We start from the raw sequence: 21,854 nt of genomic DNA, 5'->3' as shown, positions 1-21,854 counted from the left end.
GCGCGTTGCACATCTGAGTCAGCGAGCAGGGAGTTGCGGGATCGAGGTCTGGGGAAATGCGTGAGGAGGTGCGTTAGTTGGTGGGGATGCCCACCAGGGTGGCCTCCTCTAGCGTGACGGAACCGGACTTGGGCATGTCAGTGAAGAGGATGAGGGCGCCGTCGAAGGCCGCCGACTTCTTCTTCAGCTCGATGTCCTGGCGCGCGCTGGTCAGGGTGCCGTGCGCGAGTTCGGTGAGCGTGCCGGATTCCGGATCCGTGGGATCGAAATCCTTGGTATCCACCCCGTAGACCACGTACTTCGCACCGATGGAATCCTCCTGCTTTAGCGGTAGCACGTGCAGCTGCGTGGGCTTGTCAATGCTGAGCAGAAGTCCGGATTCTGCTTCCTTCGTGGTCCACTCGCCGGTGACCTCCTTGCCCTCCGGAACGGACGTGCTCTTGACGTCCTTGAACAGCACCGGCGGGACGTTGGGGAACGTGGCCTCTGTTGAGGCTTCGCTCTTGGTCACCACCGGGGAGGTCTTTTCGTTACCTACCTGGGAGAGGATCCACACGCTCAGCGCGGCCATCGCCACGACGAAGAGGGTGGCAAGAACGCCCAGCACGATGGTGCCGGAGCCTGAGTAGCCGCGGCCGCCGAAGCCCGGTGCGGGGCTCGGGTCCTCCTTGCGCGGGGTTTCCTCCACTGGAACCTGGAGGGTTTCCTCGCCCTCTTCGCCATCGCCGGCGAAGGCCGCCAGGCGGTGAGCGATGTCCTCGAGATCGGAGTCCTCGCCCTTTTCGGCATCGGCAGCAATCTCCTGCAGCACCTCCGGGGTGGGCTTGGTGGACTCCACGAGGAGCGAGATGGCGGAGGCCAGCGCCGAGCGGTCCGTCTCCTCATCGTTGCTGTGCAGTACCGCGGGGAAGGCCAGCGTGGCAACGCCCTCGGTGGAAATGCGGATGCGGTTGCGGTTCTCAATACCCAGCACGAGGTCCGCCGCGTGGGCGGCGGCCGTGGTGCGCACCAGCGGTACCAAGGCGTGGGCCACGGCGCGCGGATCGAGGTCCTTGTCTTCCGACACCGTCTTCAACGAGGTGCCCTCGACCCAGTCCGCCACGACGAGGCAGCCCTGGCGGTAGGACAGGATATCGATGTTCTCCGCCACGGCATCCAGCTCCATTTCCGCCAGGCGGCGCGTGGCGCGGGAGACCTCGGCGGAGCGGCGGGCGGCCACGGCCGGGGTGGCTGGTGCCATCGGTGCCTCGCCCGTGGTATCCACGAAGGTCAGCGATACCAGGCGTCCGGTGGCCTGCTCGCGGGCCTTCCAGAAGCGGGTACCCGCGGCAGAGCCGTAGTCCTTGAGGAGACGGAAGCGGCCATCGGAGACCGGGGCGCCCGGCACCAGGCGTGGACCGCGGACGATACCGGCGGACATCGGCGGTGGTACCGGCGAGGAGTTGAAGGCATCCACGCTGAAGATGGGCTGGAACTCCAGCTGCTCCGGTTCCTCGACCTCGATGGCCTCGGCATGCTCGATCTTGATGATGCGGGACATGCCGGGGATGCGCTGCAGCTGGCGGCCAAGGTTGATGACTTCCGGTAGGCCCGAACGCGAGAGCACGATGCCGGTCACGATCACGAAGACCAGGCCCACGACGGCCAGCTTGAGTAGGTACACAAACGGCGGAACCTCGGCCGGGAGCACGAAGTTGATGCCGTAGTTGAAGGCGTAAGCAACGACCAGGCCCACGATGGAGGCCAGCACCGACCACACGGTGGTGGCGATGACCGCGCGGCCGCCCAGGCTGCCCAGCTTGCGCTTGAGCAGGAAGCCGCCGATGACTGCGCCAGCCACGAAGCCGAAGCCGTTGGCCGTACCCAGCAGGATGACCACGCGCTCCGGGGAGTCCGCCACGTGCGGGGCCAGCAAGGAAAGCACCACCTTGGTCAGCGTGATGCCGGCGATGATGAAGGTGGGGGTCCACGCTTCCTCACGCGCGTAGAACACGCGCAGGTGTAGCAGCACGAGGGCATAAGGAATCAGCGTAAAAGCGGAGAAGCTCAGCGTGAGGCCGAGCAACTCGGCCGCATCCGCGTCGAAGGCGCCGTACTGGAAAAGGCCGCGGGCAATCGGGATGCCGAAGCCCGTCATGAAGATGACGATCGGAATCAGGGCGATAAACGTCAGCTTCGTGCCCAGCGTGAGATCCCGAACCACGGCCTTGACGTCACCGTCCGCGGCGTTGCGGGACAGGCGCGGCATAATCGCGGTCAGCAGGGTGACACCAATGACGCCGTAGGGCACCTGCAGAAGCAGCCAGGCCTGTTGGTAGGTAAAGGGCGCGCCTTTATCGGCATGCGCCGCCACGCGGGAGGTGATGACGTAACCCAGCTGGGAAATCGCCACATAGGCCACGATGGCCAACGCCATCCCACCGAACTGTTTGAGCCGGTCATCCAAGCCCCAGAGCGGCTTGAGGTTAATGCCCGCCTTCTTGAGGTAGGGGAAGAGAATGAGGCACTGCACCACGACGCCCGCCGTGGTACCAAGCGCCAAGAGCAGCACGTGCCCGTCCGTGATCGGCGAGGGCGCATTGGGATGTAGGCTGCCCGGCACCAGCTGATAGGCCACGAGCACCGAGATCGAGATGATGTTATTGACCACCGGCGCCCACGCACCCGGCCCGAAGATGTTCTTGGTGTTGAGCACCGCTTGGAAGAGCGCGAAGAGTCCGTAGAAGAAGATCTGCGGCAGCAGCAAATAGGCAAAGGAGGTGGCCTGCACGGCGTTGACCTTGCCGTCCTCCGGCAACATCATGCGCGTGAGCTGCGGGGCAAAGATGCAGGAGAGCACCGTGATCGTCGCCAGCAGGGAGAAGGCCAGCGTGAAGAGGCGGCGGACGAAGGCCTCGCCGCGGTCGGAGTCTTCCTTCTCCGCGCGCACGAGCACGGGCACGACGAGCGAGGTGAGCACCGCGCCCAGCACGATCTCCGTGATGAGGTTGGGCAGCTGGTTCGCCGTGGTGAAAGCGGAAGAAATGGCGGGGCCGAGCGACGAGCCGATGAGAACGTTGCGGATGAATCCCGTGATGCGGGAGATCATCGTCGCGATGGCCATCGAACCGGTGGCGCGCACAACGGCGCGGTCGGAGTTCTCTTCGCCGGGGGACTCACTCGGGGCCGAGGCAGACTTGCCCTTCAGTCCCGAACGGTCCTCGAGTTCGTCGTCGACAGCAACGACGCCACTCGGCGCGCGCTTTTCCGGGACCGGTGCCGGCGGCGAGGGCGTGACAATGCGTCGACGGGCACCAGACATAGGTTCATGTGTCATAGAGAAAAACTATCCGTGAGACTTCTTTTTCTTCCGCTTACCCAGCCGGAACAGTGCGGCAAGGACGAGGGCGAGCGCGGCGATTGCGCCGACTCCATAGACGCTAACGATACCGGCACGCGTCTGCACCGTAATGTCGATTGGATCCGAAATGAGGTGCTCAGATGGTGTTGCTAGCCACAGGCGCAGCGACATCTGGTCAACGTCGCTCGGCAGGTCAGCGGTCATGGACACGGTAATGGATCCCTTGGCCGGTATGTGAATCAAGTCCTGCGTGTTCAAGGTGGCGCCGTCGGGGGCGTCGTAGGCCAAGTGGGCGTCGACAGGCAGCGGCAGGCCGTTCTCCGCCACGATGAGCAGCGGCGATGACTCCGAAACGCGAGTGTAGACGTTGCCCGGCGGGATGAGGGAGACGGAGGCGCGGAGCTCGCGCAGCATATTCGCGTTCTTCTCCAGTCGCGTGCGGCTCTGCTTCACCGAGGGCGTGAAACCGTGCAGGCTGGAGCGGTCGGTAGCGCTCAGCGCCGTGAGCAGATCGTGGCGCAGGGGCGCCGTGAAGCTATAGCGCGTCATGGCGATGCCCGGATCATTAACCATAATGGACATCAGCTCGTCGGTATAGCGCGCCTGCTGTGTCACCTGCGTGATCTCGGCGTCGTGAAAGGCCGCGGGATCCGGGTAGGGGCTGCCGGGAGTACCGCTGCCCTCCCCCACGTCTAGCGCGGTGACGGGGCGCGGCTGCAGGCGCCCAGAATCGAGGAGCCTCTGCGCGGTCTCCATCACCGCGCGCGCGGCGGCAGGGTCTTGGTAATTCGGCAGCTTGGCCACGGTCTCCTCTTGCGCAGACGCCACGCTTATCGACGCTCCCGCCGTCAGCGCCCGCGCCTGCTCGGAATCCATGGAAAAGTCATAGCGCAGCTCCGGGTTGGAGTACCCGGTGGTCTGCGGCTTCGAACCGGTCTGGGCCAACAGCGCGCCGAGGGAGGCATCAAAGGTGGCGGCCTCGCCCGCCCACTCGGAATTATCCGCCACCAACAACGGGACGGGCACTGCATGTTCGCTCGTTCCAGAGGCCGGCGCGGTCAGCTTGGTGCTGAGCGGTGCACCGAGAACGCGCTCGATGGTGGCTGCGCCCTGCTCGACGGCCTCGTGGGTGAGCCACTCATTGCCCACTTTGGCCACGGCGTCGGTGTCCGCGTTAGCCCACGGCATGAGCATGCGGCAGTCCACCTTTTTCAGTTTTTCCAGCCACGCGGCGGCATCCCGGGAACCCGTGCCCGGTTCACCGCGATCGGAATCGGACTGGGTGAACCAGGAATTGCGCAGGCGGGTGGGGCGTTTGGCGGTAGAGGGGCGGGTCTCGTTGACGGTGTAGCCGGCGGACATGCGGTCGGCGGCGTCGATAAGCGCAGGGTCTAGCGCCACGCAACCGGAGCCGTGGAGATCATGCTCCAGGTAGGCATCGAGCAGCTGATCGAGGCGCCCGCCCGGCGAGAGCTGCTCGGCCAGCTGCTCGCTTTCTAAGATGAGCTCCTCGCCACCGGTATCCCCCGGCACCACGTCTACCTCGGTGGTGATGGGATAGACCAGGGAAAAGGAATGCTCACCCTCCTCTTCGGGAGCTTCCTGGTCTCCTGAGAAGTCCAGAATCGTCCGCTCTTCCGCGAAGCTCGCGGCTTGGCCATCGCGGGTGCCGGTGAGCGTGAACAGGAGCGGGTAGGCGCCAGGTTCCGTGATGGCCAGGGTCGAGTCCTCACCCAGGGCGGTCGGCACCGTCACGGTGACGTCGCGGCTCTCCCCCGGTTGGAGTGCCCCTGCGCCGAGCGAGGCCCCGTAATAAGGAAAAGATCCCGCAGCCAGCTCCTGGCGGGCCTGTGTAGTGGAGGTCACGGCATCGCTGCGGCGGGAGGTGATCTGAAGATCATCAACGGCGCCGTCTGTCGGGTTGTGGATGCGCAATTGGACTTCGAGCCTCTCCCCTACCCGCGCCTCGCTCGCGCTGAGCAGGCTTAGCTCCAGCTCATCAGGGCCACGGGAGCCGAGCCAATAGTGGGATTCGGTGATCCCAGTGTCGGGGGTTTGTGCCTGGGCCATGGGGACGGTGCAGCTCACCGCCAAGGCCGCGATGGCCGCCGCTGCGCGCCAGCTCACCGCGGGGTCGCCTTTCCTTCGGCAGCTTCCTTTCGCGCGAGATCCGGAAGAAGGTCGTGGGCGATGCGCGCCAGCTTGCGCTCGTCGGCATAGGCTAAGTGCTCGATGAGCTCGGAGACCGGGATCCAGGACACCTCCGTGACCTCTGGGTCTTCGTCATTCATGATGCCATCGACAAAACGCAGCAAATGGTGGTGCACGGTCTTGTGAATGCGCACGCCGTCGGAGACGAACCAATAATCAATCATGCCCAGGTCCGCGAAGACCTCGCCGTGAATGCCGGTTTCCTCCCACACCTCGCGCTCGGCGGTGAGCTCCTTAGCCTCGCCGTTTTCCACGTGCCCCTTCGGCATGGACCACAGCAGGCGCCCGCGGCGGTCCAGCCTGCCGATGAGCGCCACGTAGATCTGGGACAGATCTACATTCCCGTTGTCGTCGACGGCCTCTGCCAATCCGGACACGACGAGTCCGCCCGCGGACGTCTCGTCCCGCGTGGTCATGCGGTTGGTGGACGTGCGCTGGGGGCGTCCCGTGCGGTGGTTCCGGTGGCCCGCGCCCCGCCGGCGGCGGCGCTTGGACCCTGGCGTGTTCTTAGTCATCCCTGCTAATCGTAGTAGACTTCGATCCGTGAATTTTCAGGACACTCAGCTAATCGGCGTTCTCGCCCGCGCGGACGCCACCGTCGCCCGGCTCAGTGGCCTCTTAAGCGGCCTGGTGGAACGTTTTGCGCTTCACGACGCCCCCCTCTACCTCGTCGGCGGCTCCGTCCGCGATGCCTTACTTGGCCGTCTGGGCAACGATCTCGACTTCACCACCCCGGCCCGGCCCGACGTGGTCTATTCCATTCTCGAAGAGTGGGCGGAGACCGTATGGGATACCGGCATTGACTTCGGCACGGTCTCGGCGGCCTATAAGGGCCAGCAGATCGAGATCACTACGTTCCGCTCAGATAGCTATGACGGGCAGTCCCGCAACCCCGAGGTCATGTACGGCGATACCCTCGAGGGCGATCTCGTGCGCCGCGATTTCAAGGTCAATGCCATGGCCATCGAGCTGCGGCCCGACGGTACCCGCGAATTCCACGATCCGATGGGCGGCCTCGAAGACCTAGCGAGCCGCATCCTCGATACCCCGGATGCGCCGGAGATTTCCTTCCACGATGATCCTCTCCGCATGCTCCGTGCAGCGCGGTTTGCAGCGCAGTTGGAGTTTGACGTCGCCCAGCGCGTGCGCGATGCCATGACCGACATGGCGGGCGAAATCCAGCGCATCACCGTGGAGCGCGTGCAGGTGGAGCTCAACAAGCTCATCTGCGGTGTCGCGCCGTGGAAGGGCATTGACCTGCTCGTTGACTCCGGGATTGCTGATTATGTTTTTCCGGAGATCCCGGCGTTGCGCATGGCTCCCGACGAGCACGCGCAGCACAAGGACGTGTACGCGCACTCGCTGACCGTACTGCGCCAGGCCATGGAGCAGGAGGAAGACGGTCCCGATCTCATTCTTCGGTGGGCCGCCCTGCTCCATGACATTGGCAAGCCGGATACCCGCGACACCACCGACGGCAAGGTGAGCTTCCACCACCACGAGGTGGTGGGCGCCAAGCTCACCCGTAAGCGCCTGCGCAAGTTGAAGTTCCCCAAGGCCACGACCGAGGACATCGGCCAGCTGGTCTACCTGCACATGCGCTTCCACGGTTTCGGAGATGGCCAGTGGACCGATTCCGCCGTGCGCCGCTACGTCACCGATGCCGGCGATCTCCTTCCGCGCCTGCACAAGCTCGTTCGCGCTGACTGCACCACCCGCAACGAACGCAAGGCCCGCCGCCTGCAGCGCACCTACGATCAGTTGGAGGAGCGCATCGCGGATATCGCCGCCAAGGAGGATCTTGCACGCGTGCGCCCGGATCTCGATGGCAACGAGATCATGGAGATCCTCGGCCTTGAACCCGGCCCCGAAGTGGGCCAGGCCTGGTCTTACCTCAAGGAGCTCCGCCTCGAAGAGGGGCCCCTCGAGCGCGAGGTGGCTATTGCGAAGCTGCGCGAGTGGTGGAATTCTAGATAGGGATGTACGCAGACAGACTTTTCAACGCCCTCGAGCGCAATGATCCCGCCCCTGGCCAGCTCCTTGTGGCGGCGCCCGACACTCTCACGCCCCACTACAACCGTTCCGTCATTCTGATCACGGAGCAGCACGCCGGGCGCACGTATGGCGTGGATCTAACCAACCGCTCCGAGGTCGCCCTCTTCAACGTCATGCCGGAATGGGTACCCGTAGCGGCCAAGCCGCAGGCCCTCTATATCGGCGGCCCGCACAACCAGCAGGCGGCCATTGGTGTGGCGCTGACCCGCCAGGGTGTGGACATTGAGAAAGAGCCTTCGCTGAATCGCCTCGCCCCGCGCGTGGCGCTCGTCGATCTGCGCGTGAGCCCGGAGGACGTCACCGATCTGGTGGAGGGCATGCGTTTCTTCGCCGGTTTCTTTGAGTGGGGCCCGGGCGAGCTGGATGAGGAAATTGACCGCGGCGAGTGGTACGTGGCCCCCGCCCTGCCCCAGGACGTGGTCTCCTCTGGCTCGACCGATACGTGGTCGGACGTCATGCGCCGCCAAGCCATGCCCCTGCCGCTGTTTGCGACCTTCCCGCGCTACATCGATGAAGATAATTAGAGCTCTTCGCTTCTCCCTGCGCTAACATCTCTGCCATGCGCGCGGAGATCATCAAGGCTATACGGACTTGCATGCCCATCGCCGTGGGGGTGGTGCCGCTGGGTCTCGCCTTCGGCGTGCTCATGGTCCAGACCGGCTTCGACTGGTGGTGGACCCCTATCTTTTCCATCGTTATTTACGCTGGCTCGATGGAGTTTCTTGCTATTTCCATGGTGACCGGCGGCGTGACGCCCGCCGTCGCCGCGCTCACGGGTTTCATGGTCAACTTCCGGCACATCTTTTATGGATTGACCTTCCCACGCGATCAGATTTCGGTGCGCCTCGGTCGCGCCTATTCCACGTACGCGCTTACCGACGAATCCTATGCCGTCCTCTCCGCCTTTCCCCGAGACTCTCGCCCAAGTGGCGCCTTCGTCTTCACGGTGCAGCTGTACTGCCAAGTGCTGTGGGTCGGTTCCGGCATCGTCGGCGCGGTGGCCGGTCAGGCAATCCCGCCCTCTGTGAAGGGACTGGAGTTTGCCCTCGTCGCGCTGTTCATCGTCCTTGCTATCGATTCTTTCCAGAACAACAAGGACTACTCGCTTCCCCTGTCCGCAGCGGCCCTGGGAATCCTCGCGGGCTTTGTATTTCCCGGACAGCTGCTCATGGTGGCGCTGAGTGCTTATTTCTTGCTCTTGGTGGTGCGCTACCTCTCTCCGCGTATCGATAACGCACTGATTCTGCGGAGGGAGGCGTCATGCCAGCCGGAGTAACCCTAGCCAGCATATTCGCCGTGCTGATCCCCGTCGGGATTGTGACCGTCGTGCTGCGTTGGCTTCCCTTCGCCTTCGTGAAGGCCCTGAAGGGTAGCCAGTTCATCAGCATGCTCGGGTTCACCATGCCGGTCGGCGTGATGACAGTTCTGGTGGTCTATACCTTATTCGGTCAAGCCCGCGATACGGGAAGCATTGTTGCTCCCTTCGTAGCCGCCGCTGTGACCGCCGCGTTGCACCTGTGGCGCCGCAATTCCGGTCTTTCCATCTTCGGCGGGACGGCCTTCTACATGGTGCTGGTGAATCTCGTACTGTAGCGCGGGTGCTCTAAAAGTCGCCGAATAGCGCGATGGCCTCGGTCCACAGGGAGTGGAACTGGAAGGCGTCGATAAGCTCGGCGTCGATGTCGGGGAACGTGTCGTAGGTGTCAGGGTGCGGCACCACTTGCTGTGGGATGTTGGCGTCACCCACCGAGGCGGTCGGCGTTGCGGCGCCGACGATGGCGTCATTCGGCGCGAGGGCAATCATGCGCAACATGGAGCACGCCTCGTTGCTGATTTCCTCGAGTTCCGCGATGTGGATGGCGGTGCCGACCTCTGGGACAGTCATGGTGGTGCGAACGTAAAGCTTTTTCATGTGGTCTCACTCTACCCGCGAATAGCGAGCCGCCATAGACGCGCAAATCATCAATTGCACCTGGTGGTAGATCATGAGCGGGAGGATGAGAAGCCCCAAAGACGTGCCACCCGAGGCGAAGATCACCGAGGCCATGGGCAGGCCCGTGGCCAAGGACTTTTTCGAACCGCAGAACTGGATGGCGATGGTGTCTTCTCGGTCGAAGCCCAGTTTTCTGCTCACCACTTTGGTCAGCCAGAGCATGAAGAAGACGAATGCAGTTGAGAACACAATCTGGAACAGAATCTGCCAGACGCTAATCGACGCCCATATCCCGTCCATCATTCCCTTCGAAAAGACGGCGTAAACAACCATCGCGATGGAGCCGCGGTCCACCACTTTGGTGGCTTTGCTGGCTGCGACTTTTCCTACCCACTTTCTTGTTAATTGCCCGAGCACGAAAGGCAGAAGCAGAAGCACGGAAATCTCGAGGAAGACGGAGCTATCGATGTGGATGCCGTCGCCGGCCCCCATGAGGGTCATGACAAGTAGGGGCGTGAGAAAGACGCCGGCCAGATTCGATGCGGACGCGGAGACAATTGCGCCGGGAACGTTTCCGCGGGCGATGGAGGTAAAGGCTACCGATGATTGAACCGTTGATGGAACTAAGGTGAGGTAAAGAATGCCCAGGTATAGATCGGTTGGGATGAAAGCCGTGAGTGGACGGAGTGCGAGACCGATGATCGGATACACCACGAAGGTAAAGACCAAAATGGTCAGATGGAGCTTCCAATGCTTGATGCCGTTGATTGCCTCGCGCGTTGACAGTCGAGCTCCGTAGAGAAAGAAGAGGAGGGCAATCGCGATGTTCGTGAGGACGTCGAAGGTATCTGCAAAGCTGCCTCGCGCGGGAAGAACGATGGCGACCGCAACGGCGCAGAGGATGAGGACAATGAGGGGATCGAGTCTTTTGAGGCGCTCAAGCATATAACAGAGTGTAGACGCCCCTCAAGGTTTCACGTGAAACATCTTTTCAGCCCCCAGAGCTCCTGGGGATGCTCTTTAGGCTGACACGTTCTTGATTGTTCCCCCATCATTTTCGACGCCGTACTCCGTGAGCGGTTTGGCGCTGGGACCTCCGGTCACTTCGCCGCTGCTGAGGTCAAAGCTGGAATAGTGGCTGGTGCAGGTGGCGGTCATGCCCTCGATTTTTGTAATGAGGGATCCCTGGTGCGGGCAGGTTTGGGAGTAAGCTTTGAACTCCCCTTCCGTGGGTTGAGCAAAGATCACCTTGTCCACGATGATGGCTGATCCAACGGGAATATCCGTCGCGGCTATTTCGGCGGTAGGTTCTTTGCCGCAGGCGGCGAGATAGGCACCAGCGAAGGTGGTGGCAGTACCGAGGAGGAAGAGGCGGCGGGAACACGTAGTCATGGTGCTTACTCTATCTGATCGGCGTGTTCCATAGTGTGAGGTATAGCGTTCTTAACTGAGTTTGCCATCCCACACAGGTAACTCCTCTTCCCTACTGCCGCCGAAATCGTAGGATCCGTACGATGTACCGACATCGCTATAGATGATCCCTGGCGAAGCCACGTGGCGTCCGCTCCGTAAATCATTCGTGAAGGCATAGGTTGCCCCAGCGCTCAGAACACTAATGCTGAGTGCGGCTGCGGCGATGATTCGGATTGCTCGGGTGTTAACGCTTTTCTTCATGCCATCCATAGTGCGCCGTAGGTTAAAGGTTGTCACGAGACGATGCCGGCTTCCCACTAAGTTGGCGTTGAGTTCCCAGTCATCTTTCAGACTGGGTTCGGTATACAAAGGGCCATTCCAATGGTGAGTATCGCCCACCATTGGAATGGCCTTTGGAATAATAATGTTAGTGACGAAACGCGAGCAATCAAGATGTCACTATAATAACGTCACTGTACGTTATTGATTGCTAGCGAGGATTGCTGTTATCGGCACGCTTTGCGGCAGCACGGGCCGCGGAGACGTCGACAGTCGGTGCCTCTCCCCCGCACCCACCGTCGCCACAGTTGCAGGATTCACCGCAACCCTCATCCTCTTTGTGGGCTTGGTCCCAGAGATACGCCGCGCGGGCGCCCATATTGGAACCGACCGAGAGTGCGAGAATAGCTACAACGAACGTGAGTGCTGGGATCAACCACATCCAACCCTCGGCCCTCAGCGCGATGATTCCGCCAAACACTAAAGCGACGCCGGCGAGGAACCAGAACGGTCCTGCAACGGCGTGGGCATTATCCCAAGCTTCCTTAGTCTTGCGGATCTCCGCGAGGCGCAAACCGACGACGCTATTACCCGGGAGCTTCCGGAGCGAGGCTAGGCCGCCGACGACGACAAAGATGGCGGCCACGATGAGGAAGATGATTCCGACTACGAGCATGCCCATAGTCTATCCCGCCCCATAGTTAGGGAGAAAGTCAGTTCAATTTATTCGCACGCTGCTGTAATATACATTTCGTGTCGCTTGGTAGATATTAAAGACTTTATTATCGAGCGAACTGATCAGCGTGGTAGCAACCATAGAAAAGATTCAATCATGACATTTAAGAGTGTTCTCAACTCTCTGTTGTTCAAGATTATCGTCGCGATAGTCTTGGGCATCATCGTTAGCCAGTTTGCCCCGGAATGGTTTGGCAGGGCTTTCGCAACCTATAACGGCCTGTTTTCAAACTTCCTCGGCTTCTTCATTCCAGTCCTTATCCTTGCTCTCGTGGCCCCGGCAATCGCAGGCCTTGGGCGTGGTGCCGGTAAGTGGTTGGGCATTACTGCGGGAATTGCCTACGGCTCGACTATCGTGGCAGGGCTTATCGCATACGGCTTGACCCAGGTCCTCTACCCCACTTTGCTGGCCGGACAAACGCTCAATACCGAGGTTTCTGACATCGATGCGGGAGCTCTCGAGCCGTACTTTACGGTTGAGATGCCAGCGCCTTTCGAAGTGATGACGGCGCTGCTGCTGTCCTTCTGTATCGGCGTAGCCATGACGACTGTGAAGTCGGACAATCTTTACGCAATTACGAAGGAATTTGAGAACGTCGTCATCAAGGTCATTTGGGGTTTCGTGATCCCCCTTCTGCCGATCTACATCTTCGGTATGTTCCTCTCCTTGGGTATGAATGGAAATATCGGTACCGTGCTGATCGCCTTCACTAAGGTGCTTTTGCTCGCGGTTGTGATGACCTTGGTCTACCTGGTCCTGCAGTACATTATCGCTGGCGCGATTGCGGCCAAGAATCCATTCTCCGCACTGAAGAACATGGCCCCGGCGTACTTTACTGCGTTGGGTACTTCTTCCTCTGCGGCTACTATTCCGGTCACTCTCGACGCCGCACTGAAGAATGGAATCTCTAAGCCGGTGGCAGGTTTTGTGATTCCGCTTTGCGCTACGATTCACCTTTCTGGTTCGATGATCAAGCTCACCCTGTACGCTTTCGCGATCGTGTACATGGCTGATGGCATGGAGGCTGACCTTGGGAAGGCCCTTGGCTTCATCTTGCTGTTGGGCATCATGATGGTTGCTGCTCCTGGCGTCCCGGGTGGCGCAGTGATGGTCGCGGTCGGACTTCTGCAAGCGAATATGGACTTTGATGACTCGATGGTCGCATTGATGATTGCCGCCTACATCGCTATTGACTCCGTGGGTACCGCCGCAAACGTTACTGGCGACGGCGCCATCGCCATGATCGTCGACCGCTTCGCGCGCGATAAGATTGAGGGCCTAGAGGCCGAGGCAGATGCCGAGGCTGCTGACGAAGAGCTCAGCAAGGCCTAAGTTTCACGTGAAACCCTGAAGCTTCTACTCCCCCTTTTCCGACATGATACCCGCGATGGATAGTTGGGCGAAGGGGGATTTTTCTTGCCCTAATTTCGGAGAGTGTGCGCAGCCGTGTAGGGGGCTAGTGGCCCGATGCGTAGACTGCGGTTCTGGCCGTGGCGGTTCGGGCCTAAGCCCCATTTTCTTGGGAGAGGGCTTGCGCTTTATTGTTAGAACAGGTATTCTATAGCTGGGTGTGGGGGAACGAATTGTTCCGCAAATTTAGGGGTGCAGCTACCCATGGCAACCACAGCACAATCATCTACGTCACTTCCCACTGCATACTTTTCCCACTCAAATCCGCGTGATCCTGAATGCATGGCTGGTCAGCTCATGCGCAGAATCGAGTACGAATTCTGGTCAGGCGTCCGACCACCACTCGATGAGGACTCCGATACCGCCTTTATGCGCATCGGGCAAAAGACCGGAAAATCTCCGGCTCACGTTGCGCGCAATGTCATGGCGCTGATCCGTCTTGATGAAATGCCGAAGCTGCGTGCCCTGCAGAAGGCGGACTGTTTACTGGACATGCAGATGCTAGTTGCTATCGATCAGGTGATGGCAAAGCTTGGCAATCCGACGGCGGCTGTTATAGCGGAAGTGGATGAGAAGCTATCCGTCTGGTTAACGCCGACCAAGCCGAATCAAGTCTTTCCCTCAGTAGAGAAGATACGGCGCAAGGTTCGAGACATCTGCAAGGTGCTCGATGACTCCGTATCCTTCCGTGACAAGCGCAAGAAGAATCGCTACTCTCTTCTCACCCGCGGGGAACGTGGGTTAATCGAGCTAGAAGTGGATAGCAACGTGGGTGTCGTCATCCACGAAACCATCAAGTTGGCAGCAAAGGAACATGGCGTCTCCATGGCCGATGCGCTGGTACTGCTCATTACCGGCAAGATCGAGCCAGAGGCGGGTAAGGTCGTCGTCCACGAATACAAGGCAAAAGACGTCGAGGGTGCGCCGGTCTATGTCCAAGGACATGGGTGGAACGGCGAGGGCGTTCCGGCTTCGAAGACCGTGAGGCGCGATTTCACCACTGCCCCGGAAGCTTGTCAGGGCTACCAGCCGTCGGAATTCTTGAGAAAGTATGTCGAAGGCCGCGACGGCACATGCCGGGCGCCTGGTTGTAATCGTCCTGCATGGGCCTGCCAGTTGGATCACCGGATTAACTACGCGGATGGCGGCCCGACGCATCCGGATAACATGGTGGCCCTTTGCCAGCACCATCACAATATGAAGACAGATGGGCGGGCCTTTTACATCCTGGATCCCGCAACCGGCGATGTCGTGTGGCTGTACGAGGACGGAACCTGGGCGGTCACGGAAGCGACCGGCCCTTTGGCACCAGCCTCGAAGGTGTGGGCCCGGACCATTGCGGAAGACGTCGTTGCTCACCGTCGCAAGATGCACGAAGCCGCGCAGGCTCTGAAGGTGGAAATGGATAACGGAACCATGGTCGAAGTATTCGACATGACTGATCCGGCAGATCGCTACACGAATGGCGGAGAGGAGATTCCCTTCTAGGGAAGTGTTTCACGTGAAACGGCCCCCTTCCGCTCTGCCGCGCGTAGGCGCGGATTCTGACGGAAAGAGACCGTTGCGAGGCGTGCCTGTCGAAGCCGGCTACTGTTTCGTGGCTACTGTTTGGTGGCTGCCTTCATGGTGGATACGAAGTCGGTGACCGCAGCGGCGAGAGTGTCGTTGGGGCGGTTGTCATCGTCGAGGTGGGCATCAACGACCTTGGCCAGAGCGGAACCGGTGATTGTTCCCGCAGCGCCAGCAGCAATGGCGTCGGCAACGTGTTGCGGGGTGGAGATTCCAAAGCCAAGGAGAATCGGTGCACCTCCGAAACGTTTCACGTTGTCCACTACGTCAGCGAGCCCGCGTGTCTCTGACTCCTTCTCGGTGCCGGTAACGCCGTCGCGGGAGATCGCATAGATATAGCCCTTGGAATACTTCGCGACGCCCTCGAGGGTTTTCTCGGAGGCTTGTGCTGGTGCGATGAAGATGGGATCGATTCCTGCTTTGTCGGCTGCGGCGACGAAGGGGGCGCCTTCGCGAACAGGGACGTCGGGAAGCAGGATGCTATCGGCGCCGGCCTCGTGAAATTCGGAATAGAAGGTCTCGAGCCCGCGGGTGAAGGGAACGTTGCCGTAGATGAGCATGCCGATGGGCAGGTCCGGGAATTCACTGCGGATCTGACGGATCTGGTCGATAGCGGAATCTACCGTCGCACCGCCGGCGAGAGCGCGAATGTGGGAGGCCTGGATCGTGGGACCGTCGGCGACAGGATCCGAGAACGGGACACCTAGCTCGAGGGCGTCGGCGCCACCGGCGACAGCCGCGCGGACGATGGTGAGGGCGGTCTCGGGATCGGGATCGCTGAGCATGATGAAAGGAACGAACGCGCCTTCACCGCGTGCGGCGAGGGTGGAGAAGAGTTTCTCGTAACGGCTCATTACTTGTCCTCCGTGATCTTAAGTTCGGGGTGCTCGTGAAGGGTTCGGCGGACGTGGTCGATGTCCTTGTCGCCACGCCCAGACAGGGAAACGAGAATGGTGATGTCTTCATCCTTGCGCTTGAGGGCATAGGCCAATGCGTGTGAGGACTCGAGGGCGGGGATGATGCCCTCGCAGCGGCTGAGGAGCTGGAAGGCTTCGAGAGCTTCGGCGTCGGTGATGCCGACGTAGGTTGCGCGCCCCGTCTGAGCGAGGTGCGCGTGTTGTGGACCGACGCCCGGGTAGTCGAGGCCAGCGGAGATGGAATAGGATTCCTCAACCTGGCCGTCGGCATTGCGCATGAGATAGGAGCGGGCGCCGTGGAGGATGCCGATGGTGCCGTTGTTGATGGTCGCGCCGTGGTGTCCGGAATCGAGTCCCTCTCCCCCGGGCTCCGCACCGACGAGTTCGACAGACTCCTCGTCGATGAAATCAGCAAACATGCCAATAGCGTTGGAGCCGCCGCCGACGCACGCGACGACGAGATCCGGCAAGCCGCCGGTCCGCTCGAGCATCTGGGCCTTCGCCTCTTCGGAGATCACCTTGTGGAATTCGCGGACGATCGTTGGGAAGGGGTGGGGTCCGGCCGCGGTGCCGAGGAGGTAGTGGGATTCGTGGAATGTGGCGGTCCAATCACGGAGCGCTTCGTTGACGGCGTCCTTGAGCGTGCCGGAACCAGAATCCACGGGAACCACCTTCGCGCCCATCAGCTCCATGCGGTAGACGTTGGGCTGCTGCCTCTCGACGTCCTTAGCGCCCATGTAAATCACGCAGTCGAGATCAAGCAAAGCGCAGGCGAGGGCGGTCGCCGTGCCATGCTGTCCGGCGCCGGTCTCGGCGATGATGCGGGTCTTCCCCATCCGCTTGGCCAGGAGCGCCTGGCCGATCACCTGGTTGGTCTTGTGGGCACCGCCGTGGACGAGGTCTTCCCTCTTGAGGAAGATTCGTGCCTTGCCGCCGAGCTTTGTTGCTTCGGTCAAGGGGGTTGGACGGCCGAGGTAGTCGCGAAGGTAGCCGGCCAGTTCTTCGCGGAAGGTGGGATCGTTCTGGGCATCGACGAAGGCCTTCTCTAATTGGTCGAGTGCCGGAATGAGGGATTCGGGAACGAATTGTCCGCCAAACTCCCCGAAATAAGCGGGTAGGAGGGTCTCCCTGGTGTCCTGTTGGTTGGTCATAGTGTTCCTTTAAGCTAGGGCTTGGAGCAAAGCTTGGGGTGGGGGTTAATACGTAAAGTGACGAATCGTGTCGAAGGCCTTGGCGATGAGCGCCGTGTCCTTCCTACCGTTAACCTCTACGCCTGAATTGATGTCGAGGCCAACGGTACCGACGCGGAGAGCATCCGGTAGGTTGTCGGGACTGAGGCCGCCAGCGAGTAGTGCCTTCTTTTTTACGCCGTCCGGAACCGTAGTCCAATCGAAGGATGTGCCGGTGCCGCCGGCGCCGGAGTCGAGGATGAGTTTGTCGGCGGCGTCGGCAAGCGCGGAGGCAAGGGCGGGGCCATGGGGCGCCGTCATGTCGATGGCGCGCCAGACCTGTCGCTCCCCCGCCACGGCGCGCACTGACTCAATGAGTTCGAGCTCAGCCTTGGTGCTCCCCTGGTATGGCGCGTGGATTTGCAGGGCGGAAATACCGTCGAGGGCCAGTTCCTCCCAACTAGTGGTGCGGCGAGAGACCGCGACGTAGTTGAGGTCGGGTTCGTGGGCGATGATGTCGAGCGCGGTTTCACGTGAAACATTGCGCGGGGAGGCCTCCTCGAAGATGAATCCTCCGTAGACGGCACCGGCGGCACGGGCGGCCTGGGCCGCTGACCACGTCGTGAGGCCGCAGACCTTGTTCTGGCCATAGACTAGCTCACGGGCGGCCCGGTCGATATCGGGCGTGCCGGTGAGCTGGGAGCCAACGAGGAAGGCATTGGCATGAGAGCCCAGACGTCGAACGGTCTGGTTGTCGCGGATGCCCGACTCGGAGACGATGACCTTGCCAGAGGGAACGTGGTGCGAAAGGCGCTCGGAGCGAGTGAGATCGATGCTGAGGTCGTGGAGGTTGCGGTTGTTAATTCCGATCACGTCGATGCCAAAGGCAGTGGCGCGGGCGACCTCCTCCTCGGTGATGGCCTCGGTGAGGACATCGAGCCCAAGGGAATCCGCCAGCTGCTTGAGTTCCGCGTAGGTGTCGTCATCGACGATCGACATCATGAGCAGAATGGCGTCGGCGCCAAAATAGCGAGCGGCGTAGACCTGAATGGGGTCAACGATGAAGTCCTTGCACAGCACTGGCAGGTGCGTGGATAGAGCCACGGTCTGAAGGTGGTCGTAGTCGCCACCAAAACGATCCGGTTCGCACAGCACCGAAATGGCCGAAGCGTAGCGCGAGTACACCCGTGCGATGGCCCCGGGCTCGTAGTGCTCACGAATCAGCCCCAGCGACGGAGAGGCAGACTTACACTCCATGATGAAGCGGTTGGTGCCGCGGAGCGCATCGTAGAAGGAGCGCTCCGAGCGCGGGAGGGAAGCTAAATCAACGTACGCCAGGCGCTCACGGATTGCGGGCAGATGCGTGCGGCGCTTGGCGACGATCCCCTCAAGCACGGTCGGCAGAGCCATAGTTCGCCTCCTCGTGCTTCTTCAGCCATGCGGCTACGGTGCCATCCTTGATGAGCTGGTCGGCATGCGCGACGCCCTCGTGGATGGAGTCGGTCGTGCCATTGAGGTAGAACATCGCGCCGGCGGTCGCGGCGATCGCATCGTGGTGGGCTGGCTTTCCGGTGCCGGCGAAGACGGCGCGCAGAGCTTCGGCGTTTTCCTTGCCGTTGCCGCCGGCGAGGTCAGCTAGCTCGTGGCGGGAAATGCCGAGGTCCTCAGGGGTGAGTTCGTAGTGGGTTATGGTGCCGTCGCGAAGCTCCCAGACCTGGGTGGTGCCGTGGACAGCGATCTCATCGGTGCCGGCGCCGTGGACGACGAGCGCGCGTGTGCGGCCAAGATCCTTGAACACCTCAGCAATGAGCTGACCCTGTTCGGGGTTGGCGATGCCCATGATCTGGAACTCCGGGTGGCCTGGGCTGAGCAGTGGGCCCATGGTGTTGAAGAGTGTGGAGACGCCAAGGCCCTTGCGCACCGGTTGCACGTGGGCAACCGCCGGGTTATACGCGGGAGCGAAGAGGAAGGTGAAATTCGAGGCCTCGAGTTGGCGGACCGCGCGGTCTGGATCGAGATCAAGCGGAATGCCGAGGGCCTCAAGGACGTCCGCGGAGCCCGACTTGGAGGATACGGAGCGGTTGCCGTGCTTGACCATCTTGACCCCGCCGGCGGAGGCGACGAGGGATGCGCCGGTGGTGACGTTGATGGTGTTGGCGCCATCGCCACCGGTTCCCGCGGTATCCATGAGGCCCTTGCCGGTAACCGGGAAGGGGCGGCCGGCGTTGAGGAAGGCGCGGGCGGCGCCGGCCACATCGGCGAAGGTCTCGCCGCGCGTGCGGATGTGAGTAAGGAGGGCGGCGATATGGATGTCGTCATACTCCCCCACCGTCAGCGGGGTGAAGACCTCGATGGCCTGCTCGAGGGTCGGTTCGGAGATGTCGAGGAATTCCTGCAGTGTCTTGAGGGCGTGGTTATTGGTCATTACTTGGCTCCTTCCATGGTGGGTAGAGAAGAAAGTTGTTCAATGCAGCGTTCGATCATGATGGGACCGGTCGGAGTTAATACCGACTCCGGGTGGAACTGCAGGCCGAGGGCCATGCCGTCGAGGGTTTCTGCCGCCATCGTGACAGGGCCGATGTCGGTTTCCGTCTCCGCGAGGCTGCGCATCTGGGTGGGAATGCTCGCGCAGCCCAAGGAGTGATAGCGCGCAACGGGGACGAGGCGGCCCACGTAGTTCGGATTATCTGGCTCGGAATCAGTAGTGAGCCCTTGGAAGAGGGGGTGTTTTGCGCCAGCGTCGGTCAGCGTCATGGGTACGGAGGAACCGTGGACTGGGCCGCAGGGCTCGACGGTGCCGCCGAAGTGATCGAGCAGCGCCTGGAAGCCCAGGCAGATACCGAGGATGGGGATGCGGCCGAGGGAGGCGTCGATAAGCTGCATCATCGATCCGGCGTCGCGGGGATGACCGGGGCCGGGCGAGAGAATGATGATATCGGGCTTGGCGGCGAGGATTTCCTCCACCGGCACGGTATTACGGAAAACGGTGGTGTTATAGCCGGCGAGGGCGTCGACGAGGTTGTAGACGAAGGAATCGTGGTTATCAATGAGGACAACGTGCGGGTTCATCGGATGACCTCCAGGGATGCGTTGTGTGCCTGGGCGATAGCGCTGAGCACCGCGTAGGCCTTGTGGACCGTTTCATCGGCTTCGGATTGGGGGATGGAATCACGAACGACACCGGCGCCCGCCTGGACGACGGCCGTGCCATCCTTGACGTAGGCGGAGCGGATGACGATGCAGTTGTCCATGGATCCATCGCCGCGCAGGTATCCGATAGCGCCGCCGAAGGAGCCGCGGCGAGTACCTTCGGTCTCGCGGATGAGCTCCATGGCGCGCAGCTTCGGTGCGCCGGTGAGCGTTCCCATGTTCATGCAGGCGCGGTAGGCGTCGAGGGCGTCGAAATCCTCGTGCAGCGTGGCGACGACGCGGGAGACCAGGTGCATCACGCGGGAATAGCGGTCCACCTGGAGCAGATCAGCGACCTGTCGGGTGCCGGGGACGGCGACGCGGGCGAGGTCATTGCGCGCCAGGTCCACGAGCATGATGTGCTCGGAGACCTCTTTGGAATCCGTGCGCATCTCCAGTTCGTTTCGGATGTCCAGCTCGTGGGTCGCACCGCGCGGGCGGGTGCCGGCCACGGGATAGAGCTGCACCTGCCGGTCGGTGGCCGTGTACTTCAGGTTGGATTCCGGAGAGGCCCCGAACAGCTCGTGCTCGGCGCCGCGCAGGTAAAACATGTACGGCGAGGGGTTGGTCTCACGCAGTGTGCGGTAGGCAGCGAAGGCATCGGGGCAGTCGAGACTAAACGCACGGGAAGGGACCACCTGATAAATATCGCCGGCGTGGACGTTGCCTTGCAGGCGCTCCACGTGACGCCGGAAAGCAGCGTCGTCGATGGAGGCGCGCGCGGATATGTGAGGTAGTGGCTGTGGGGGCTGGGGCGTGATGGGATCGGTGCGGGCGGCGCGGTCGAGCTCCTCCTCAAGTGCCTGCTTGTCGACGCCCCACCCCTCTATCTTTGCGGTCTCCGTCAGGTGGTCCACGGTGAGAACGTGCTCGGCGACGAGAAACTCATAATCGGGGTATCCGTTGAGTCCGTCGGGAACCGGGGGTAGCTTCTCGAAGGTCTCGACGTAGTCGAAGGCGAAACCGCCACCGATGAAGGGTAGTGATTCGCTGGAATACAGTGTGCTGAATTGTAAGGTGCGCAGGATATCCGCGGTGGAGGTAGCGCGGAGCCGGGCGCGCTCATCGTGTTCGGTGGAAAGCTCGAAGCTAAAGGTGGTGCTCTCCTCGCTGTCCTGGCTGATCCTGGAGCGGAAGTCCTGGCGAAGCTCGTCGAGGAGCAGCTGGCCAGCGGATGTTAATGCGGTAGCGGTGACCTCTTGGCCGTGGCAGACGACTTTGAGCGCTGCCTTGGTGATCGCAATGCACGTGAGGTTCTTCTTGGATTCAATGTCCGCGGATTCTAAGAGCAGGGAATCTTGCGGCGTGGCGAGGGCATAAAAGAGCGCACTGGCATCGGGTGTGTACCCGACCTCGCGTTTGGCTGTAAACGGCATACGGTGTCTTTCTTTAACGATGTTGTGTGCTGCCGCGAGCTTTTAAAGAGAGCAAAACGCCGAAAAGCCCGCAGCTGCGGGCCTTAAATATGGGAGAACAACGAGGCCCGCGGGTTACGCGCGCCACCACCAAAGGTTCGAAATGTTCTTCACATCACTGACTCTAACACCGATACCTTCTGCCGTACAGATAAATGCCGGCGGGTACCCCCGTGGGGTCTATGTGCTGCAGGGCCACAGCGAGGTGGGTGATGTAG

Annotated in this window: 20 protein-coding genes; 6 read left to right on the top strand and 14 right to left on the bottom strand. The window is 61.5% G+C overall.

Annotated features, from left to right (window positions below; all coding sequences use genetic code 11):
• Positions 1-73 precede the first annotated feature (73 nt).
• Genes murJ through QKE52_RS10455 form a run of 3 tightly spaced genes read right to left on the bottom strand, consistent with a single transcriptional unit; the run spans position 74 to position 6,066 of the window.
• Entirely contained in the window at positions 74-3,316 is a 3,243-nt protein-coding gene (gene murJ / locus QKE52_RS10465; protein WP_347948753.1) for a murein biosynthesis integral membrane protein MurJ, read from the bottom strand.
• 9 nt (positions 3,317-3,325) lie between these two features.
• Entirely contained in the window at positions 3,326-5,467 is a 2,142-nt protein-coding gene (locus QKE52_RS10460) for a hypothetical protein (protein ID WP_347948751.1), read from the bottom strand.
• The gene (locus QKE52_RS10455) at positions 5,464-6,066 is read right to left on the bottom strand and encodes an NUDIX hydrolase (RefSeq protein ID WP_070681703.1); all 603 of its coding nucleotides are present in this window, start codon (positions 6,064-6,066) and stop codon (positions 5,464-5,466) included. The genes QKE52_RS10460 and QKE52_RS10455 overlap by 4 nt, the downstream gene beginning before the upstream one ends.
• Before the next feature lie 28 nt (positions 6,067-6,094).
• Here QKE52_RS10455 and QKE52_RS10450 point away from each other — a divergent pair, with 28 nt between their 5' ends.
• From QKE52_RS10450 to QKE52_RS10435, 4 genes are all read left to right on the top strand, one after another.
• Positions 6,095-7,528: a CCA tRNA nucleotidyltransferase gene (locus QKE52_RS10450; RefSeq protein ID WP_347948750.1), complete on the top strand. Its 1,434-nt coding sequence runs from the start codon at positions 6,095-6,097 to the stop codon at positions 7,526-7,528.
• 2 nt (positions 7,529-7,530) lie between these two features.
• Positions 7,531-8,130, top strand: coding sequence for a YqgE/AlgH family protein (locus QKE52_RS10445; protein ID WP_070512915.1), 600 nt, complete (start codon positions 7,531-7,533; stop codon positions 8,128-8,130).
• A gap of 71 nt (positions 8,131-8,201) precedes the next feature.
• A complete protein-coding gene (locus tag QKE52_RS10440; protein WP_246822364.1) occupies positions 8,202-8,882 on the top strand; it encodes an AzlC family ABC transporter permease in 681 nt (226 codons plus the stop codon).
• The gene (locus tag QKE52_RS10435) at positions 8,867-9,199 is read left to right on the top strand and encodes an AzlD domain-containing protein (RefSeq protein ID WP_070517644.1); all 333 of its coding nucleotides are present in this window, start codon (positions 8,867-8,869) and stop codon (positions 9,197-9,199) included. The genes QKE52_RS10440 and QKE52_RS10435 overlap by 16 nt, the downstream gene beginning before the upstream one ends.
• A gap of 10 nt (positions 9,200-9,209) precedes the next feature.
• Here QKE52_RS10435 and QKE52_RS10430 read toward each other — a convergent pair whose 3' ends face one another.
• The 5 genes from QKE52_RS10430 to QKE52_RS10410 all read right to left on the bottom strand — a co-directional run bounded on the left by QKE52_RS10430 (position 9,210) and on the right by QKE52_RS10410 (position 11,907).
• Entirely contained in the window at positions 9,210-9,518 is a 309-nt protein-coding gene (locus QKE52_RS10430; protein WP_049155610.1) for a hypothetical protein, read from the bottom strand.
• 6 nt (positions 9,519-9,524) lie between these two features.
• Positions 9,525-10,484: a bile acid:sodium symporter family protein gene (locus QKE52_RS10425; RefSeq protein WP_347948749.1), complete on the bottom strand. Its 960-nt coding sequence runs from the start codon at positions 10,482-10,484 to the stop codon at positions 9,525-9,527.
• A 75-nt stretch (positions 10,485-10,559) separates the two neighbouring features.
• Positions 10,560-10,931 carry a Rieske 2Fe-2S domain-containing protein gene (locus QKE52_RS10420; RefSeq protein WP_347948748.1) on the bottom strand — a complete coding sequence of 124 codons (372 nt, stop codon included), beginning with the start codon at positions 10,929-10,931 and terminating at the stop codon, positions 10,560-10,562.
• Positions 10,932-10,982: 51 nt separating this feature from the next.
• Positions 10,983-11,213: a hypothetical protein gene (locus tag QKE52_RS10415; protein ID WP_141758258.1), complete on the bottom strand. Its 231-nt coding sequence runs from the start codon at positions 11,211-11,213 to the stop codon at positions 10,983-10,985.
• 229 nt (positions 11,214-11,442) lie between these two features.
• A complete protein-coding gene (locus tag QKE52_RS10410; protein WP_049155670.1) occupies positions 11,443-11,907 on the bottom strand; it encodes an SdpI family protein in 465 nt (154 codons plus the stop codon).
• 156 nt (positions 11,908-12,063) lie between these two features.
• Here QKE52_RS10410 and QKE52_RS10405 point away from each other — a divergent pair, with 156 nt between their 5' ends.
• Positions 12,064-13,299, top strand: coding sequence for a dicarboxylate/amino acid:cation symporter (locus QKE52_RS10405; RefSeq protein ID WP_070701409.1), 1,236 nt, complete (start codon positions 12,064-12,066; stop codon positions 13,297-13,299).
• Positions 13,300-13,659: 360 nt separating this feature from the next.
• Positions 13,660-14,865: an HNH endonuclease gene (locus QKE52_RS10400; RefSeq protein WP_347948747.1), complete on the top strand. Its 1,206-nt coding sequence runs from the start codon at positions 13,660-13,662 to the stop codon at positions 14,863-14,865.
• A 113-nt stretch (positions 14,866-14,978) separates the two neighbouring features.
• On the opposite strand, the gene trpA is transcribed toward QKE52_RS10400, so the two are convergent.
• Genes trpA through QKE52_RS10370 form a run of 6 tightly spaced genes read right to left on the bottom strand, consistent with a single transcriptional unit; the run spans position 14,979 to position 21,597 of the window.
• A complete protein-coding gene (gene trpA, locus QKE52_RS10395; protein ID WP_347948746.1) occupies positions 14,979-15,800 on the bottom strand; it encodes a tryptophan synthase subunit alpha in 822 nt (273 codons plus the stop codon).
• The gene (trpB, locus tag QKE52_RS10390; RefSeq protein WP_293774672.1) at positions 15,800-17,014 is read right to left on the bottom strand and encodes a tryptophan synthase subunit beta; all 1,215 of its coding nucleotides are present in this window, start codon (positions 17,012-17,014) and stop codon (positions 15,800-15,802) included. Before trpB ends, trpA begins: the two co-directional genes overlap by 1 nt.
• A gap of 45 nt (positions 17,015-17,059) precedes the next feature.
• Positions 17,060-18,442 carry a bifunctional indole-3-glycerol-phosphate synthase TrpC/phosphoribosylanthranilate isomerase TrpF gene (gene trpCF, locus QKE52_RS10385; protein ID WP_347948745.1) on the bottom strand — a complete coding sequence of 461 codons (1,383 nt, stop codon included), beginning with the start codon at positions 18,440-18,442 and terminating at the stop codon, positions 17,060-17,062.
• A complete protein-coding gene (gene trpD, locus QKE52_RS10380; RefSeq protein WP_046648730.1) occupies positions 18,420-19,457 on the bottom strand; it encodes an anthranilate phosphoribosyltransferase in 1,038 nt (345 codons plus the stop codon). Before trpD ends, trpCF begins: the two co-directional genes overlap by 23 nt.
• Complete coding sequence (locus QKE52_RS10375) at positions 19,457-20,101, bottom strand: anthranilate synthase component II (RefSeq protein ID WP_046648731.1); 645 nt, start codon at positions 20,099-20,101, stop codon at positions 19,457-19,459. Before QKE52_RS10375 ends, trpD begins: the two co-directional genes overlap by 1 nt.
• Positions 20,098-21,597 carry an anthranilate synthase component 1 gene (locus tag QKE52_RS10370; RefSeq protein ID WP_046648732.1) on the bottom strand — a complete coding sequence of 500 codons (1,500 nt, stop codon included), beginning with the start codon at positions 21,595-21,597 and terminating at the stop codon, positions 20,098-20,100. The genes QKE52_RS10375 and QKE52_RS10370 overlap by 4 nt, the downstream gene beginning before the upstream one ends.
• Between the last annotated feature and the right edge of the window lie 257 nt (positions 21,598-21,854).

The organism is Corynebacterium sp. c25Ua_47 (assembly GCF_039907205.1).
GTDB classification, from domain to species: Bacteria; Actinomycetota; Actinomycetes; order Mycobacteriales; family Mycobacteriaceae; genus Corynebacterium; species Corynebacterium hiratae.
This window is presented reverse-complemented; position numbering and strand designations above follow the sequence as displayed.

Bases quoted from the DNA above. Each gene is read 5' to 3' on its own strand.
- murJ (WP_347948753.1), bottom strand. From the start codon at position 3,316: ATGACACATGAACCTATGTCTGGTGCCCGTCGACGCATTGTCACGCCC.
- QKE52_RS10455 (WP_070681703.1), bottom strand. From the start codon at position 6,066: ATGACTAAGAACACGCCAGGGTCCAAGCGCCGCCGCCGGCGGGGCGCG.
- QKE52_RS10445 (WP_070512915.1), top strand. From the start codon at position 7,531: ATGTACGCAGACAGACTTTTCAACGCCCTCGAGCGCAATGATCCCGCC.
- QKE52_RS10440 (WP_246822364.1), top strand. From the start codon at position 8,202: ATGCCCATCGCCGTGGGGGTGGTGCCGCTGGGTCTCGCCTTCGGCGTG.
- QKE52_RS10435 (WP_070517644.1), top strand. From the start codon at position 8,867: ATGCCAGCCGGAGTAACCCTAGCCAGCATATTCGCCGTGCTGATCCCC.
- QKE52_RS10430 (WP_049155610.1), bottom strand. From the start codon at position 9,518: ATGAAAAAGCTTTACGTTCGCACCACCATGACTGTCCCAGAGGTCGGC.
- QKE52_RS10425 (WP_347948749.1), bottom strand. From the start codon at position 10,484: ATGCTTGAGCGCCTCAAAAGACTCGATCCCCTCATTGTCCTCATCCTC.
- QKE52_RS10420 (WP_347948748.1), bottom strand. From the start codon at position 10,931: ATGACTACGTGTTCCCGCCGCCTCTTCCTCCTCGGTACTGCCACCACC.
- QKE52_RS10415 (WP_141758258.1), bottom strand. From the start codon at position 11,213: ATGAAGAAAAGCGTTAACACCCGAGCAATCCGAATCATCGCCGCAGCC.
- QKE52_RS10410 (WP_049155670.1), bottom strand. From the start codon at position 11,907: ATGCTCGTAGTCGGAATCATCTTCCTCATCGTGGCCGCCATCTTTGTC.
- QKE52_RS10405 (WP_070701409.1), top strand. From the start codon at position 12,064: ATGACATTTAAGAGTGTTCTCAACTCTCTGTTGTTCAAGATTATCGTC.
- QKE52_RS10400 (WP_347948747.1), top strand. From the start codon at position 13,660: ATGGCTGGTCAGCTCATGCGCAGAATCGAGTACGAATTCTGGTCAGGC.
- trpA (WP_347948746.1), bottom strand. From the start codon at position 15,800: ATGAGCCGTTACGAGAAACTCTTCTCCACCCTCGCCGCACGCGGTGAA.
- trpB (WP_293774672.1), bottom strand. From the start codon at position 17,014: ATGACCAACCAACAGGACACCAGGGAGACCCTCCTACCCGCTTATTTC.
- trpCF (WP_347948745.1), bottom strand. From the start codon at position 18,442: ATGGCTCTGCCGACCGTGCTTGAGGGGATCGTCGCCAAGCGCCGCACG.
- trpD (WP_046648730.1), bottom strand. From the start codon at position 19,457: ATGACCAATAACCACGCCCTCAAGACACTGCAGGAATTCCTCGACATC.
- QKE52_RS10375 (WP_046648731.1), bottom strand. From the start codon at position 20,101: ATGAACCCGCACGTTGTCCTCATTGATAACCACGATTCCTTCGTCTAC.
- QKE52_RS10370 (WP_046648732.1), bottom strand. From the start codon at position 21,597: ATGCCGTTTACAGCCAAACGCGAGGTCGGGTACACACCCGATGCCAGT.